This is a genomic window from Curtobacterium sp. MMLR14_002, assembly GCF_001864975.1.
Lineage (GTDB): Bacteria > Actinomycetota > Actinomycetes > Actinomycetales > Microbacteriaceae > Curtobacterium > Curtobacterium flaccumfaciens.
Map to the genome: position 1 here is coordinate 64,485 of NZ_MJGT01000048.1, position 13,421 is coordinate 77,905.

At 69.0% G+C, this 13,421-nt stretch carries 16 protein-coding genes; 15 read left to right on the forward strand and 1 reads right to left on the reverse strand.

Features of this window, described 5'->3' with window-relative positions; all coding sequences use genetic code 11:
* Positions 1-119: 119 nt before the first annotated feature.
* The gene (locus BIU91_RS05785; RefSeq protein WP_139196861.1) at positions 120-773 is read right to left on the reverse strand and encodes an HAD family phosphatase; all 654 of its coding nucleotides are present in this window, start codon (positions 771-773) and stop codon (positions 120-122) included.
* Positions 774-810: 37 nt separating this feature from the next.
* On the opposite strand from BIU91_RS05785, the gene BIU91_RS05790 reads away from it, so the two are divergent.
* The 15 genes from BIU91_RS05790 (at position 811) to BIU91_RS05860 (ending at position 13,339) form a co-directional block, all read left to right on the forward strand.
* The gene (locus BIU91_RS05790) at positions 811-1,485 is read left to right on the forward strand and encodes an L-threonylcarbamoyladenylate synthase (protein WP_071404609.1); all 675 of its coding nucleotides are present in this window, start codon (positions 811-813) and stop codon (positions 1,483-1,485) included.
* Positions 1,482-2,708: an MraY family glycosyltransferase gene (locus BIU91_RS05795; RefSeq protein ID WP_027465783.1), complete on the forward strand. Its 1,227-nt coding sequence runs from the start codon at positions 1,482-1,484 to the stop codon at positions 2,706-2,708. Before BIU91_RS05790 ends, BIU91_RS05795 begins: the two co-directional genes overlap by 4 nt.
* Positions 2,705-3,196 (forward strand): hypothetical protein, encoded by a 492-nt coding sequence (locus tag BIU91_RS05800; protein WP_217499674.1) that lies wholly within the window; start codon positions 2,705-2,707, stop codon positions 3,194-3,196. Before BIU91_RS05795 ends, BIU91_RS05800 begins: the two co-directional genes overlap by 4 nt.
* 107 nt (positions 3,197-3,303) lie before the next feature.
* On the forward strand, positions 3,304-4,164 hold the full coding sequence (atpB, locus tag BIU91_RS05805; protein WP_241660362.1) for a F0F1 ATP synthase subunit A: 861 nt from the start codon (positions 3,304-3,306) through the stop codon (positions 4,162-4,164).
* Between the two features lie 61 nt (positions 4,165-4,225).
* The gene (atpE, locus tag BIU91_RS05810) at positions 4,226-4,468 is read left to right on the forward strand and encodes an ATP synthase F0 subunit C (RefSeq protein WP_017885749.1); all 243 of its coding nucleotides are present in this window, start codon (positions 4,226-4,228) and stop codon (positions 4,466-4,468) included.
* A gap of 9 nt (positions 4,469-4,477) precedes the next feature.
* A complete protein-coding gene (locus BIU91_RS05815; protein WP_071404610.1) occupies positions 4,478-5,032 on the forward strand; it encodes a F0F1 ATP synthase subunit B in 555 nt (184 codons plus the stop codon).
* Positions 5,033-5,034: 2 nt separating this feature from the next.
* Positions 5,035-5,829 (forward strand): F0F1 ATP synthase subunit delta, encoded by a 795-nt coding sequence (locus BIU91_RS05820; RefSeq protein WP_027465779.1) that lies wholly within the window; start codon positions 5,035-5,037, stop codon positions 5,827-5,829.
* 108 nt (positions 5,830-5,937) lie between these two features.
* Entirely contained in the window at positions 5,938-7,566 is a 1,629-nt protein-coding gene (atpA, locus tag BIU91_RS05825; RefSeq protein WP_027465778.1) for a F0F1 ATP synthase subunit alpha, read from the forward strand.
* On the forward strand, positions 7,567-8,469 hold the full coding sequence (locus BIU91_RS05830) for a F0F1 ATP synthase subunit gamma (protein WP_027465777.1): 903 nt from the start codon (positions 7,567-7,569) through the stop codon (positions 8,467-8,469).
* Positions 8,470-8,516: 47 nt separating this feature from the next.
* Positions 8,517-9,971 (forward strand): F0F1 ATP synthase subunit beta, encoded by a 1,455-nt coding sequence (gene atpD, locus BIU91_RS05835; RefSeq protein WP_017885744.1) that lies wholly within the window; start codon positions 8,517-8,519, stop codon positions 9,969-9,971.
* A 1-nt stretch (position 9,972) separates the two neighbouring features.
* On the forward strand, positions 9,973-10,236 hold the full coding sequence (locus BIU91_RS05840) for a F0F1 ATP synthase subunit epsilon (protein WP_027465776.1): 264 nt from the start codon (positions 9,973-9,975) through the stop codon (positions 10,234-10,236).
* 14 nt (positions 10,237-10,250) lie between these two features.
* Positions 10,251-11,003, forward strand: coding sequence for a peroxide stress protein YaaA (yaaA, locus tag BIU91_RS05845; protein WP_253183695.1), 753 nt, complete (start codon positions 10,251-10,253; stop codon positions 11,001-11,003).
* 109 nt (positions 11,004-11,112) lie between these two features.
* Positions 11,113-11,670, forward strand: a complete 558-nt coding sequence (locus BIU91_RS05850) for a hypothetical protein (protein WP_027465775.1) — start codon at positions 11,113-11,115, stop codon at positions 11,668-11,670.
* A 25-nt stretch (positions 11,671-11,695) separates the two neighbouring features.
* A complete protein-coding gene (locus BIU91_RS05855) occupies positions 11,696-12,514 on the forward strand; it encodes an FHA domain-containing protein (protein ID WP_139196698.1) in 819 nt (272 codons plus the stop codon).
* A 3-nt stretch (positions 12,515-12,517) separates the two neighbouring features.
* Positions 12,518-13,339, forward strand: a complete 822-nt coding sequence (locus tag BIU91_RS05860; RefSeq protein ID WP_017885739.1) for a protein phosphatase 2C domain-containing protein — start codon at positions 12,518-12,520, stop codon at positions 13,337-13,339.
* The last annotated feature ends 82 nt before the right edge of the window (positions 13,340-13,421 follow it).

Below are 13,421 nucleotides of genomic sequence, written 5' to 3' on the forward strand. Positions count from 1 at the left end.
TGCTGGGTGGATCCGGGCGTCCCTGGTGGGATCGGGCGTACCGGGTCGTTCGGGATGACCAGGTGTGCCCGTTCTTGCTTTCCAGCGCGACCGCCATGGGAAGGAACGGGCGTTGCGGGCTACGCGACGGGGGAGGCCTCGCGCTGCTGCGCCGCGACGAAGGCGCGGACGTGCTCGCGCAGGTCGGTGTCGTGCTCGACCAGGACCGCGTGGATGCCGACGCTCCGCGCACCCGCGATGTTCTCGGGCATGTCGTCGGCGAAGAAGGTGCGCTCCGCGGGGACCCCGTGGTGGGCGATCGCGCGCTGGAAGACCTCGGGCTCGGGCTTCCGGGCGCCGAAGTTGCTCGACGTGTCCAGGTGTTCGCCGAAGACCTCGGGCAGGGACGGCGCCCACTCGTGGATCCAGCGGCCGGCGAGCGGACCGTTGTTCGTGAGCAGTCCGACACGCCCGTGCTCGCTCGCGATCCGGACCGCCTCGATGCGTTCCGGCAGCTCGGTCATGGCGGATCCGCGGATCCGGGCCCAGTCGGCCTCGGGGACGTCGCACTCCATCGCGCGCTCGAACGCGGCCAGGTACTCGTCGCCGTCGGCGAACCCACCGGCCTCGGCACGCATCTCGTGACCGCAGTCCCACCAGCGGCGACGGAGCTCTTGGAACTCGTGTCCGGTGAACTCGGAGAGTGCGGCCATGCGCACCTGCCAGTCGTACCGGACCAGGACGTCGTCCATGTCGAAGAGGAACAGGAGCGGGGGTGCGGGCGTCTCGTTCACGATGTCCACCATTGTGTCGCACTATCATCGTCGAGTCATGGCATCCCGATACGACTGCACCGACTCCGACGGGCTCCTGACCGGGATGCGGCTCGCACGTGCCGCCCTCGGACGCGGAGAGCTCGTCGTGGTCCCCACCGACACCGTCTACGGCCTCGCCGCGGACGCCTTCAGCGCGACGGCCGTGCAGCGGCTGCTCAACGCGAAGGGCCGCACGCGGCAGTCGCCGCCGCCCGTGCTCATCCCCGGTCCGCCCACGCTCGACGCCCTCGCCAGCGAGGTCCCGCAGCCGGTGCGCGACCTGGTGGCCGAGTTCTGGCCGGGCGCGCTGACCGTCATCCTGCACGCACAGCCGTCACTCGACTGGGACCTCGGCGAGACGCGCGGCACGGTCGCGCTCCGGATGCCGGACTCGCGGATCGCCCTCGAGCTCCTGCAGGAGGTCGGGCCCCTCGCGGTCTCGTCCGCGAACTCCACGGGTGACCCGGCCGCGATGGACGTCGACGCCGCCGAGCGGATGCTCGGTGACAGCGTCGCGATCTACCTGGACGGCGGACCCGTCGAGGTGCACGACGGCTTCGAGGCCAGCACCGGGTCGACGATCGTCGACGCCACCGGGCTGTCGGACGGCGGGAAGCTCCGCATCGTCCGGCACGGGGTGATCCCCGACGAGGAGATCATCCGGGTCGTCGGAGCCGACCTCGTCACATGAAGTACTACCTGCTCGCCGGGGCCATCGCCGCGGTCGTGAGCTTCGTGATGAGCCTGATCGTCTGGAAGCTCGGGCTGAAGTACAAGTGGTACCCGCAGGTCCGCGAGCGGGACGTGCACCGCACCCCGACGCCACGGCTCGGTGGCATCGCGATGTACATCGGCGTCATCGTCTCGTTGCTCGCGGCCTGGTTCCTGTTCCCGTCGATAGCGGGGACCGACTACTTCCGGCTCGTGTTCTCCGAACCGGGTCGCGTGCTCGCGGTGCTCGGTGGAGCGACCATCATCGTGGTCCTCGGTGTCGCGGACGACATCTGGGACCTCGACTGGATGACGAAGCTCGCCGGGCAGATCATCGCGGCGGGCATCCTCGCCTGGCAGGGCGTCGCGATCGTCTCGCTGCCCATCGGCAACACGCTGGGCGTCGGCTCGTCGTACATGAGCCTGATCTTCACCGTGCTGGCGGTGGTGCTCGTGATGAACGCGGTGAACTTCATCGACGGGCTCGACGGCCTGGTGGCCGGCGTCGCGATCATCGCCGGCGGGGTCTTCTTCCTCTACACGTTCTTCATCAACCGCGTGGTCGTCCAGACCGAGTTCTTCTTCAACCTGCCGTCGCTGCTCACCGCGGTCCTCGTCGGGGCCTGCTTCGGCTTCCTCATCCTGAACTGGCACCCCGCCAAGCTCTTCATGGGCGACGCCGGTGCGCTGCTCGTCGGGTTCCTGATGGCCACGAGCGCGGTCTCGGTCACGGGCAACATCGACCCGGCGGCGGTGCAGACACGCCAGGCGCTGCTGCCGGCGTTCATCCCGATCCTGCTGCCGTTCGCGATCCTGATCGTCCCGATCCTGGACTTCGGTCTCGCGGTCACCCGACGGCTCAGCGCGGGCAAGTCGCCGTTCTCGGCCGACCGGAAGCACCTGCACCACCGCCTGCTCGACATGGGGCACTCGCACTTCCACGCGGTGCTGATCTTCTACGCGTGGACCGCGACCGTCGCCTTCGGGTGCCTGCTGTTCCTCTTCGTGGACTGGTACTGGGTCGTCGTCTTCGTGTCCGTCGGCTTCACCGTGTGTGCCGTCGCGACCTTCGCGCCGCTCGGCCGGAAGCGCACGGAGATCGCCGCCCAGACCGCCAACCGCTCCGCCGCCGTGGTGGACGCCAGCCTCGACCCGCTCGACCGGGCCGCCAACGACCGCACGATCCCTGGAGACATCACGTGACCGCACCGAACGCGCTCGACCACGTCCGGCCGGTGTTCCGCCGCATCATCACGTGGGGAGCGGTCCTCGCCGTCGCCCTGGCGGTGGTCGGCGGGCTCATCGGGTTCCTCGTCGCGGACGGCCCCGGGCTGGTCGGGGGACTGCTCGGCGCGGTGCTGAGCGTCGTGTTCCTCGGGCTCACCGCGGTCAGTGTCCTCGTCGCGCTGCGCGTCTCGAAGGGCCAGATGATCTCCGGCGCCTTCTTCGGCATCGTGATGGGCACCTGGCTGCTCAAGTTCATCGTCTTCATCGTGCTGCTGGTCCTGCTCAAGGACCGTGACTGGGTCGACTTCCCGGTGCTGGCGATCGTGATCATCGCGGGGGTCGTCGGCTCCCTGGTGATCGACGTCGTCGCCGTCGCGAAGGCCCGCACCCCGATCGGCGTCCGGCTGCCGGGCGACGGCCTCGACGACTCCGCGGACGCTGGGAACCCGACCCCCCGCGTCTGAGAAGCCGGGAAGCCTCTCGCACCTGATAGGCTTCTTCAAGTCCGCTACCGGAGCCTTTCGCTCGGGGCGGACGAGCCTCCACAACGTCCACCATCGCGTGCCATGATGTGCGCGCGCCGACACAGGAGACAGCGCTGCTATCCCACGCTCTTCCCCTGTCCCTCTCCGCTGCGGTTGACACCGTCGCGGCGGGGAGCAGCAAGGCCGCCGAGTTCCATGGTCCGTCGATCAACGAGTTCTTCCCGGATGCGATCTTCTTCGCCGGGACGCCGTTCGAGATCGATCGGCTCGTCCTCATCCGTTTCTTCGCCGTCGCCGTGCTCCTGGTGTTCGCGTTCGTGGGCACCCGTGCACTGAAGCTCGTGCCGAACCGCGGTCAGGCGTTCATCGAGTACGCGTTCGACGTCGTCCGTCGCAACACCTTCGACAACCTCGGAGAGAAGGACGGCAAGCGCTTCCTGCCGCTCCTGGCGACGATCTTCTTCGGCGTGCTGTTCATGAACCTGACCGGTCTGGTCCCGTTCATGAACCTCGCCGGCACCAGCCGCATCGCGATGCCGATGATCCTGGCGATCGTCGCGTACCTCGCCTTCATCTACGCCGGCCTCCGCAAGCACCCGGGCACGTTCCTCAAGAACTCGCTCTTCCCGCCCGGGGTGCCGTGGCCGCTGTACATCATCGTGACGCCGATCGAGCTCGTCTCCACCTTCGTGCTCCGTCCCGTCACCCTGACGCTGCGACTCCTGATGAACATGGTCGTGGGGCACCTGCTCCTCGTGCTGTTCTTCTCGGCCACGCAGTTCTTCTTCTTCGACGCTTCGCTCGGCTTCAAGGCCTTCGGCGTCGGGACCATCGCGTTCGGCATCGCGTTCAGCTTCTTCGAGGTCCTCGTCGCGCTGCTGCAGGCCTACGTCTTCATGCTCCTCACCGCCGTCTACATCCAGCTGGCGCTGGCTGACGAGCACTGATTCCTCACTGACCCCCTACGGGACCGGCGACCGTCGGACCCGCACCTCGAAAGGAAAACACGTGGACGCAACGACCGTTCTCGCGGAGATCAACGGCAACATCGCGACGGTTGGCTACGGCCTCGCAGCGATCGGCCCGGCCATCGGTGTCGGCATCGTCGTCGGTAAGACGATCGAGTCCGTCGCTCGCCAGCCCGAGCTCCAGGGCCGCCTGACGACCCTCATGTACATCGGTATCGCCTTCACCGAGGCCCTGGCCTTCATCGGTATCGCCACGTACTTCATCTTCACCGGCACCAACTAAGGCTCCTCGATGCACAACGCACTCATCATCGCGGCGGAGGAGACGCACAACCCGCTGATCCCGCCGTTGTACGACGTCGTCTGGTCGGCGCTTGCCTTCGTCATCATCTTCCTGGTGATGTGGCGTGTCGTCACGCCGCGCATCACGAAGATGCTCGATGAGCGCACCGAGGCCATCGAGGGCGGCATCAAGAAGGCCGAGGCCGCTCAGGAGCAGGCCGCTGCTGCGCTCGACGAGTACAACAAGCAGCTCGCCGACGCACGTGCCGAGGCTTCGCGCATCCGTGAGCAGGCCCGCGCCGACGCCACGGCGATCGGCAACGAGGTCCGCGAGCAGGCGGCCGCCGATGCAGCACGCATCACGGCCAACGCCCAGGCGCAGATCGAGGCCGAGCGCCAGAGCGCCGTCCAGGCACTCCGGTCCGAAGTGGGCACCCTCGCGCTGGACCTCGCGTCCGGTGTGATCGGTGAGTCCCTCAAGGACGACGCCAAGTCGACCGCAGTGGTCGATCGCTTCCTCGCCGACCTCGAGGCCTCGCAGGCCACGAAGACGGGGGAGCACTGAGCATGCGCAGCGCTACCAGAGAAGCACTCGCGTCCACCAGGGCGGTGCTGTCGGACCTCGGTCCGAGCGCCGGCCTGGCCGCGGGTGCCGAGATCCTCGCCTCCGGGCGTGCGATCGCCGGTGCGCCGCAGCTGCTCGGGCTGCTGTCCGACCCCACGGCCGACGCGGCCGGCAAGAAGGTCCTCATCGACCGTGTCTTCGCCGGACAGTCGGACGCGACGCGTGCGGTCCTGACCGCGGTGGCCGGCTCGCGCTGGTCCTCGCAGCAGGACCTGCTCGCGGGCATCGAGGACGCGGGCATCCGCGCCGTCGCCGCCACCGCGGGTCCGGACTCGTCGATCGAGTCGGAGTTGTTCGCCTTCGAGACCGCCGTCCGCTCGGACGCCGGCCTCGAGCTGGCGCTCGGCACCAAGCTCGGCAGCCCCGAGCAGAAGGGCGCGCTCGTCGAGCGGCTCCTCGGTGCCAAGGCCTCGGAGCAGACGATCACGATCGTGTCGGCCCTGGTGCAGCAGCCCCGCGGCCGCCGCATCGGTGAGATCGTCCGCGACGCCTCGCGCATCGTGGCCGAGCAGGCCGGCAAGCTCGTCGCGACCGTCGTCACGGCGACGCCACTGACCCCCGCCCAGTCGGCCCGCGTCACGCGCGGTCTGTCCGAGCGGTACGGCAAGGACATCAGCATCAACCAGGTCGTCGACCCCACGGTCGTCGGCGGGGTCCGGGTGCAGATCGGCGGCGACGTCATCGACGGCACCGTGTCCACGCGACTCTCGGAGCTCCGGCTCCAGCTCGCCGGCTAGGCGTACGGTCGAAGCCGCTCCTCCCCAAGTCCACAACGGGAACTGCCGAGTCCGGCAGCGTCACCCTCTCGGAGCCGAAGGGCCCCGGAAAACCACAAGGAAAATCCCATGGCAGACATCACCATCAGCCCCGATGAGATCCGTGATGCCCTGAAGGACTTCGTCTCGAACTACGAGCCGACGAAGGCCTCCACGGCCGAGGTCGGGCACGTCACCGACGCCGGTGACGGCATCGCCCACGTCGAGGGTCTCCCCGGCGTCATGGCGAACGAGCTCATCCGCTTCGCGGACGGCACGCTCGGCCTGGCGCAGAACCTCGATGAAGACGAGATCGGCGCCATCGTGCTCGGCGAGTTCGGCGGCATCGAGGAGGGCATGGAGGTCACCCGCACGGGTGAGGTCCTCTCCGCCCCCGTCGGCGACGCCTTCCTCGGTCGCGTCGTCGACCCGCTCGGCGCCCCGATCGACGGTCTCGGCGAGATCGCCGCAGAGGGCCGTCGTGCCCTCGAGCTCCAGGCTCCCGGCGTCATGGCCCGCAAGTCGGTCCACCAGCCGCTGCAGACCGGCATCAAGGCCATCGACGCGATGATCCCCGTCGGCCGTGGTCAGCGTCAGCTGATCATCGGCGACCGCCAGACCGGCAAGACGGCCATCGCGATCGACACGATCATCAACCAGAAGGCCAACTGGGAGTCCGGCGACGAGGAGAAGCAGGTTCGCTGCATCTACGTCGCCATCGGTCAGAAGGGCTCCACGATCGCCTCCGTCAAGGGTGCGCTCGAGGACGCCGGTGCGATGGAGTACACCACCATCGTCGCCGCTCCGGCCTCCGACCCGGCCGGCTTCAAGTACCTCGCCCCGTACACCGGTTCGGCCATCGGCCAGCACTGGATGTACCAGGGCAAGCACGTCCTCATCATCTTCGATGACCTGTCGAAGCAGGCCGAGGCCTACCGTGCGGTGTCGCTCCTCCTGCGTCGTCCGCCGGGCCGCGAGGCCTACCCGGGTGACGTCTTCTACCTGCACTCCCGTCTGCTGGAGCGTTGCGCGAAGCTGTCCGACGAGCTCGGCGCCGGTTCGATGACGGGTCTCCCGATCATCGAGACCAAGGCGAACGACGTCTCGGCGTACATCCCGACCAACGTCATCTCCATCACCGACGGCCAGATCTTCCTGCAGTCGGACCTCTTCAACGCGAACCAGCGTCCGGCCGTCGACGTGGGCATCTCGGTGTCCCGCGTTGGTGGTGACGCCCAGGTGAAGTCGATCAAGAAGGTCTCCGGCACGCTGAAGCTCGAGCTGGCGCAGTACCGCTCGCTCGAGGCGTTCGCGATGTTCGCGTCCGACCTCGACCAGGCGTCGCGTCGTCAGCTGGAGCGCGGTGCGCGTCTGACCGAGCTCCTCAAGCAGCCGCAGTACTCGCCGTACCCGGTCGAGGAGCAGGTCGTCTCGATCTGGGCCGGCACGAATGGCAAGCTCGACACCGTCCCGGTGCCGGACGTGCTCCGCTTCGAGTCCGAACTGCTCGACCACCTGCGTCGCAACTCCGACGTCCTCACGACGCTGCGCGAGACGAACCAGCTCAGCGACGAGACCGTCGCCGAGATGGACAAGCAGATCGACGAGTTCACGAAGAGCTTCCAGACGAGCGACGGCAAGACCCTCGGCTCCGAGCAGTTCGACGCGGCTGACGCCGAGGACGTCGACCAGGAGCAGATCGTCAAGGGTCGTCGCTAGATGGCAGCGCAGGTCCGGGTCTACCGCCAGCGGATCAAGTCGGCGAAGACCACGAAGAAGGTCACCCGCGCCATGGAGCTGATCTCGGCGTCGCGGATCCAGAAGGCGCAGGCCCGCATGGCTGCGTCCGGTCCGTACTCGCGGGCCGTCACGCGTGCGGTGTCGGCCGTGGCGACGTTCTCGAACGTCGACCACGTGCTGACCACCGAGCCGGAGTCGTCGACCCGTGCAGCCGTCGTGCTCTTCACCTCGGACCGCGGCCTGAACGGCGCGTTCAGCACGAACGTCCTCAAGCAGGGCGAGGAGCTCGCCTCCCTGCTCCGCAGCGAGGGCAAGGACGTCGTCTACTACCTGGTCGGCCGCAAGTCCGTCGGGTATTTCGCGTTCCGTGAGCGTCCGTCCGAGCAGCAGTGGGTCGGCAACACCGACCAGCCGGAGTTCTCGACGGCCAAGGAGATCGGCGACGCCGTCGTGGCGAAGTTCCTCCAGGACACCGCTGACGGCGGCGTGGACGAGATCCACATCGTGTTCAACCGGTTCATCAGCCTGGCGACCCAGGAGCCGCAGGTCGTTCGCCTGCTGCCCCTCGAGGTCGTCGAGGGCATTGACGAGCCCGAGGGCAACGAGCCCCTGCCGCTCTACGAGTTCGAGCCGGACGCCGATGCGGTGCTCGACTCGCTGCTCCCGGTCTACATCGAGAGCCGCATCTTCAACGCCATGCTGCAGTCGGCTGCTTCCGAGCACGCCGCGCGTCAGAAGGCGATGAAGGCGGCCAGCGACAACGCCGACTCGCTGATCCGTGACTTCACCCGACTCGCGAACAACGCGCGTCAGGCGGAGATCACCCAGCAGATCTCCGAGATCGTCGGCGGCGCCGACGCCCTCTCGTCGAAGAAGAAGTAGTCCGCGTCGTTCGCGGACAGATACCCACCCTCAGGAAGGCACCAGCCATGACCGACACCGCAACCACCGCGGTCGAGACGTCGTCGGCGCCCGGTGTCGGCCGGATCGCCCGTGTCACGGGCCCCGTCGTCGACATCGAGTTCCCCCACGACGCAATCCCGGAGATGTACAACCTCCTGTTCACGACCATCACCATCGGTGACTCGTCGCAGGAGATCGGCCTCGAGGTCGCGCAGCACCTCGGCGACGACCTCGTCCGTGCCATCTCCCTGAAGCCGACCGACGGCCTGGTCCGTGGCCAGGAGGTCCGTGACTCGGGCGCTCCGATCTCGGTCCCCGTCGGCGACGTCACCAAGGGCAAGGTCTTCGACGTCCTCGGGAACGTGCTCAACACGGACGAGAAGCTCGAGATCACCGAGCGCTGGCCGATCCACCGCAAGGCCCCGGCCTTCGACCAGCTCGAGTCCAAGACCTCGATGTTCGAGACCGGCATCAAGTCCATCGACCTCCTCACCCCGTACGTGCAGGGTGGCAAGATCGGCCTCTTCGGTGGTGCGGGCGTCGGTAAGACGGTCCTCATCCAGGAGATGATCCAGCGCGTCGCGCAGGACCACGGCGGTGTGTCGGTGTTCGCCGGTGTCGGTGAGCGCACCCGTGAGGGCAACGACCTCATCGGTGAGATGGAAGAGGCGGGTGTCTTCGACAAGACGGCCCTCGTGTTCGGCCAGATGGACGAGCCGCCGGGAACGCGTCTCCGCGTGGCCCTGTCGGCTCTGACGATGGCGGAGTACTTCCGCGATGTCCAGAAGCAGGACGTGCTCCTCTTCATCGACAACATCTTCCGCTTCACGCAGGCCGGCTCCGAGGTCTCGACGCTGCTCGGCCGCATGCCGTCCGCCGTGGGCTACCAGCCCAACCTCGCCGACGAGATGGGTGTGCTCCAGGAGCGCATCACCTCGACGCGTGGTCACTCGATCACCTCGCTGCAGGCGATCTACGTGCCGGCTGACGACTACACCGACCCGGCTCCGGCCACCACGTTCGCGCACCTCGACGCGACGACCGAGCTCTCCCGTGAGATCGCATCGCAGGGTCTGTACCCCGCGATCGACCCGCTGGCCTCGACGTCGCGCATCATGGACCCGCGCTACCTGGGTGCCGACCACTACGAGACGGCCACGCGCGTCAAGCAGATCCTCCAGAAGAACAAGGAACTGCAGGAGATCATCGCCATCCTCGGTGTCGACGAGCTCTCCGAAGAGGACAAGATCACGGTCGAGCGCGCTCGTCGTATCCAGCAGTTCCTCTCGCAGAACACCTACATGGCGAAGAAGTTCACGGGTGTCGAGGGCTCCACGGTGCCGCTCAAGGACACCATCGAGTCCTTCCGCGCCATCGCCGACGGCGAGTTCGACCACGTTGCGACCCAGGCGTTCTTCAACGTCGGTGGCATCAACGACGTGGAAGAGAAGTGGGCTCAGATCCAGAAGGAGAACCGCTGACATGGCGGGTCTCAGCGTGAGCGTCGTCTCGGCGGACCGTGAGGTCTGGTCGGGCGACACCACCATGGTCGTCGCACGGACGACAGAGGGCCAGATCGGCATCCTCGCCGGACACGAGCCGATGCTCGCGATCCTGGCGCAGGGTCAGGTCCGCATCACGCGGGCCGATGGGTCGACCGTCGCGGTCGACGCCGAGGACGGCTTCCTGTCGGTCGAGCACGACACGGTGACGATCGTCGCGCGGCAGGCCGCGCTGGCGTCCTGACCGGACTGACCGTCCTGCTCCCGCCTTCGGAGACGAAGCGGGAGGGCGGGGACACGAGCCGCACGCTCGATCTGCGTGCGCTCTCCTTCCCGGAACTGGCCGATGAGCGGGCCGCGGTGATCACCGCGGCCCGCTTCGTCAGTTCCGAGGAGTCCTCGGCCAGGACGGCGCTCAAGCTCGGTCCGAAGTCGATCGCCGAGCGGCTCCGGAACCTCGAGCTCGACACCTCGGGCACCATGCCCGCGATCGAGCGGTACACCGGGGTCCTCTACGACCCGTTGGGCGCGCAGGACGCGGATGCTGCGACCCGCGCGTGGTGGGCGGAACACGTGGTCGTGCAGTCCGCGATGTTCGGCCCCATCGGTGCCGGTGACCCGATCCCGGCGTACCGGCTCTCACACGACTCGCGGCTCGGATCGATCCGGTTGGCCGCGCACTGGCCCGCGGTGTCGACCCGTTCCCTGCTGACCCGTGCGGGCGGCCTGGTGCTCGACCTGCGGTCCGAGGGGTACCGGCAGCTCGGTCCCGTGCCCGGAGCGGTGGCACCACGGGTGGTGAGTGTCGACGGCTCCGGTCGTCGTCGTGCGCTGAACCACTGGAACAAGACCGCGAAGGGTCGCCTGGTGGCGCTGCTCGCCCGCACCGGCGCGAGCATCGGCAGCATGGACGACCTGGTCGGTTGGGCGGCCGCGAACGGCGTGGTCGTCGAGCGCAACGAGGGTGGCTGGGACCTGGTCGCCGAGAGCCTGGAGCCCGTCGTCGCCTGAGCGGGTGCCGGGTCGGCTCGTCCTCCACAGGCGTGAGCGGGCTCGCTCCGGTCCACAGATGGTCGGGGCGACCCTGCCTGGAGGCTCCCAGCACGTTTCGATGGCGTGCATGATCCCTCTCACGGCACAGTCCGGCCCCGGCTCCGCAGTCCGTTTCCCTCGCGAGATCGCCGCGGCGGTCACCCTCCCCGCTGCGGCGGCCGCGCTGGTCGCGCCCGGTCGCGCCGACCTGTCGACGGCCGCTGCGACGGCCGTGGTGACCGCGTGCGGCGCACTCGCGCCCCGGATGGCCCTGGTGCCGTTCATCGCGGCGCAGGGCACGCCCGATCCCCGGTCGATCCGGGTGTTCGACCCCTTCGCGGACCCGACACCGCCGGCGCTCCACGGTTTCGGCCCGGCTCCCGATCGGGCCCGCGTGCGGCTCGCCGGTGACCGGTGTGCCGATGCGTGGCGCGTGTGGCGGGCGCAGGACGGCCCGTTCGACGGATCGTCGGGCGCTGCCGGCGCCCTGTCGCTCGGCGCCTGGTGTGCGTGGGCGCTCGGGTCGTGGGCCCGGGCGGAGACGCGTGCCCGGTACGCCCTCGAGACCCGCGCGGACGACCCGCTCGCGGGGCTCGTCCTGCGCTCGGTCGTCGCGGGCAGCGGGCCGTCGTGGGAGCGTCGATGACGTGGGGTCGACCGGATCGTCTACGGTGGGGGAGACCACACTGGGAGGGCTCCGGTTGTACGACGACGACATCGAGGACACCGTCATCCGGCGACCCCGACGATCGCTGGGCGACCGGACGGCGGACGCCGTCGACGACACCGTCATCCGGCGCGCAGGTCCCGTCGTCCCGGGAGCCGGTCCCGACTCCGACCCCGACCCCGGTTCCGACGACGGAGTCCTCGGTGACACGGTCATCCGGCCCGCGGCCGGGGCAACCGACCAGCCACCCGCAGCGGTGGATGACGTCGATCCGGAGGACACCGTCGTCCGGGTGCCGGCGCGACCCCGCGCCGGAGCGAGCCCGTTCCTGGGTGCCGCCCCGGGCCTCCCGGCCGTCCCGGCGGTGCCCGCCGCCCCGACGGCACGCGTGCCGTCGATCCGCATCGGCGACCGCACCTTCCGGCTCGACCACCCGGTGGTCATCGGTCGACGGCCGTCGCTGCCGCGGGTCACCCGTGGCCCGCAGCCCGAACTCGTGACCGTGCGGTCGACGTACGGCCAGGTGTCGTCGTCCCACGTCCGGATGCACGCCGAGGGCGAAGCCGTCGTCGTGCAGGACCTCCGGTCCACCAACGGGACCGTCGTCCGCCCGGCCGGGGCACCCGCCTACCGCATGGCGTCGGGTGCGTCGATCGTCGCGCTGACGGGTACGGTAGTCGAGATCGGTGACGGCAACGCCATCGAGGTCCTCTCGCCGTACCTCCGGGTCGCACCGACGGCAGAGGGGCTGCCTCCGGTTCCCCCGTGGCCCTCCGATCAGACAGCACACGGCACGCCCCGACCCACCAGAGAGCGATCCTGACACGTGACCGAACTCGGCCGAGCAGCCACTGCGCACGCCATCGACGTCCCCGGTGCCGACGGCGCCACCCTGACACTCTCGTGGGGAGCCGCGACCGACGTCGGTCGGCGGCGTGACCACAACGAGGACAGCTACATCGTGGGCGCGCCGTTCTTCGTCGTCGCCGACGGCATGGGCGGACACCTCGCTGGCGACCGTGCCAGTGACGCGGTCGTGCGTCGGCTCGAGCAGGTGACGGCCGAACCGTTCACCACGCGTCAGGGCATCCAGCGTGCGCTGCTCCTCGCGACCGCCGACATCGAGCGTGCAGCCGGTGGCAACGCCATCGGCGCGGGCACCACCGTCACCGGGATCGCGCTCGTGGCGTCGCTCGGACAGCCCGCGGCGCTCGTGTTCAACGTCGGCGACTCCCGCACCTACCGCATCGAGGACGGCGTGCTCCGCCGCGTCACCGTCGACCACTCGGTGGTGCAGGAGATGGTGGACGCCGGCCTGCTGCGTGCCGAGGATGCCGAGCAGCACCCGGACAGCAACGTCATCACGCGTGCGGTCGGCTTCGGCGAACCGCCGGCGCCGGACTGGTGGACCCTGCCCCTGCGGGCCGGCGACCGCTACATCGTCTGCTCCGACGGGCTCACCAAGGAGCTCGGCGACGCCGGGATCGCGCGCATCGCGGCACGTGAGCCGGGCGCGCAGGACCTGGCAGAGCGCCTCGTCGGCGACGCCGTCGTGGCCGGCGGTCGTGACAACGTCACCGTGGTGGTGCTGCAGGTCGATGCCGCACCGGACGACGGCGACCTCGAGGACACGCTGCCGCGCCACTAGCTGGCCCCCGAACTGGGGGAACACGTCGAGCTGTGGGGGATCGGCGTGCGGAATGTCGGTCACCCACGCTTCGTACAATGAC

Bases quoted from the DNA above. Each gene is read 5' to 3' on its own strand.
- atpA (WP_027465778.1), top strand. From the start codon at position 5,938: ATGGCAGACATCACCATCAGCCCCGATGAGATCCGTGATGCCCTGAAG.
- BIU91_RS05795 (WP_027465783.1), top strand. From the start codon at position 1,482: ATGAAGTACTACCTGCTCGCCGGGGCCATCGCCGCGGTCGTGAGCTTC.
- atpD (WP_017885744.1), top strand. From the start codon at position 8,517: ATGACCGACACCGCAACCACCGCGGTCGAGACGTCGTCGGCGCCCGGT.
- BIU91_RS05815 (WP_071404610.1), top strand. From the start codon at position 4,478: ATGCACAACGCACTCATCATCGCGGCGGAGGAGACGCACAACCCGCTG.
- BIU91_RS05840 (WP_027465776.1), top strand. From the start codon at position 9,973: ATGGCGGGTCTCAGCGTGAGCGTCGTCTCGGCGGACCGTGAGGTCTGG.
- BIU91_RS05790 (WP_071404609.1), top strand. From the start codon at position 811: ATGGCATCCCGATACGACTGCACCGACTCCGACGGGCTCCTGACCGGG.
- BIU91_RS05850 (WP_027465775.1), top strand. From the start codon at position 11,113: ATGATCCCTCTCACGGCACAGTCCGGCCCCGGCTCCGCAGTCCGTTTC.
- BIU91_RS05830 (WP_027465777.1), top strand. From the start codon at position 7,567: ATGGCAGCGCAGGTCCGGGTCTACCGCCAGCGGATCAAGTCGGCGAAG.
- BIU91_RS05820 (WP_027465779.1), top strand. From the start codon at position 5,035: ATGCGCAGCGCTACCAGAGAAGCACTCGCGTCCACCAGGGCGGTGCTG.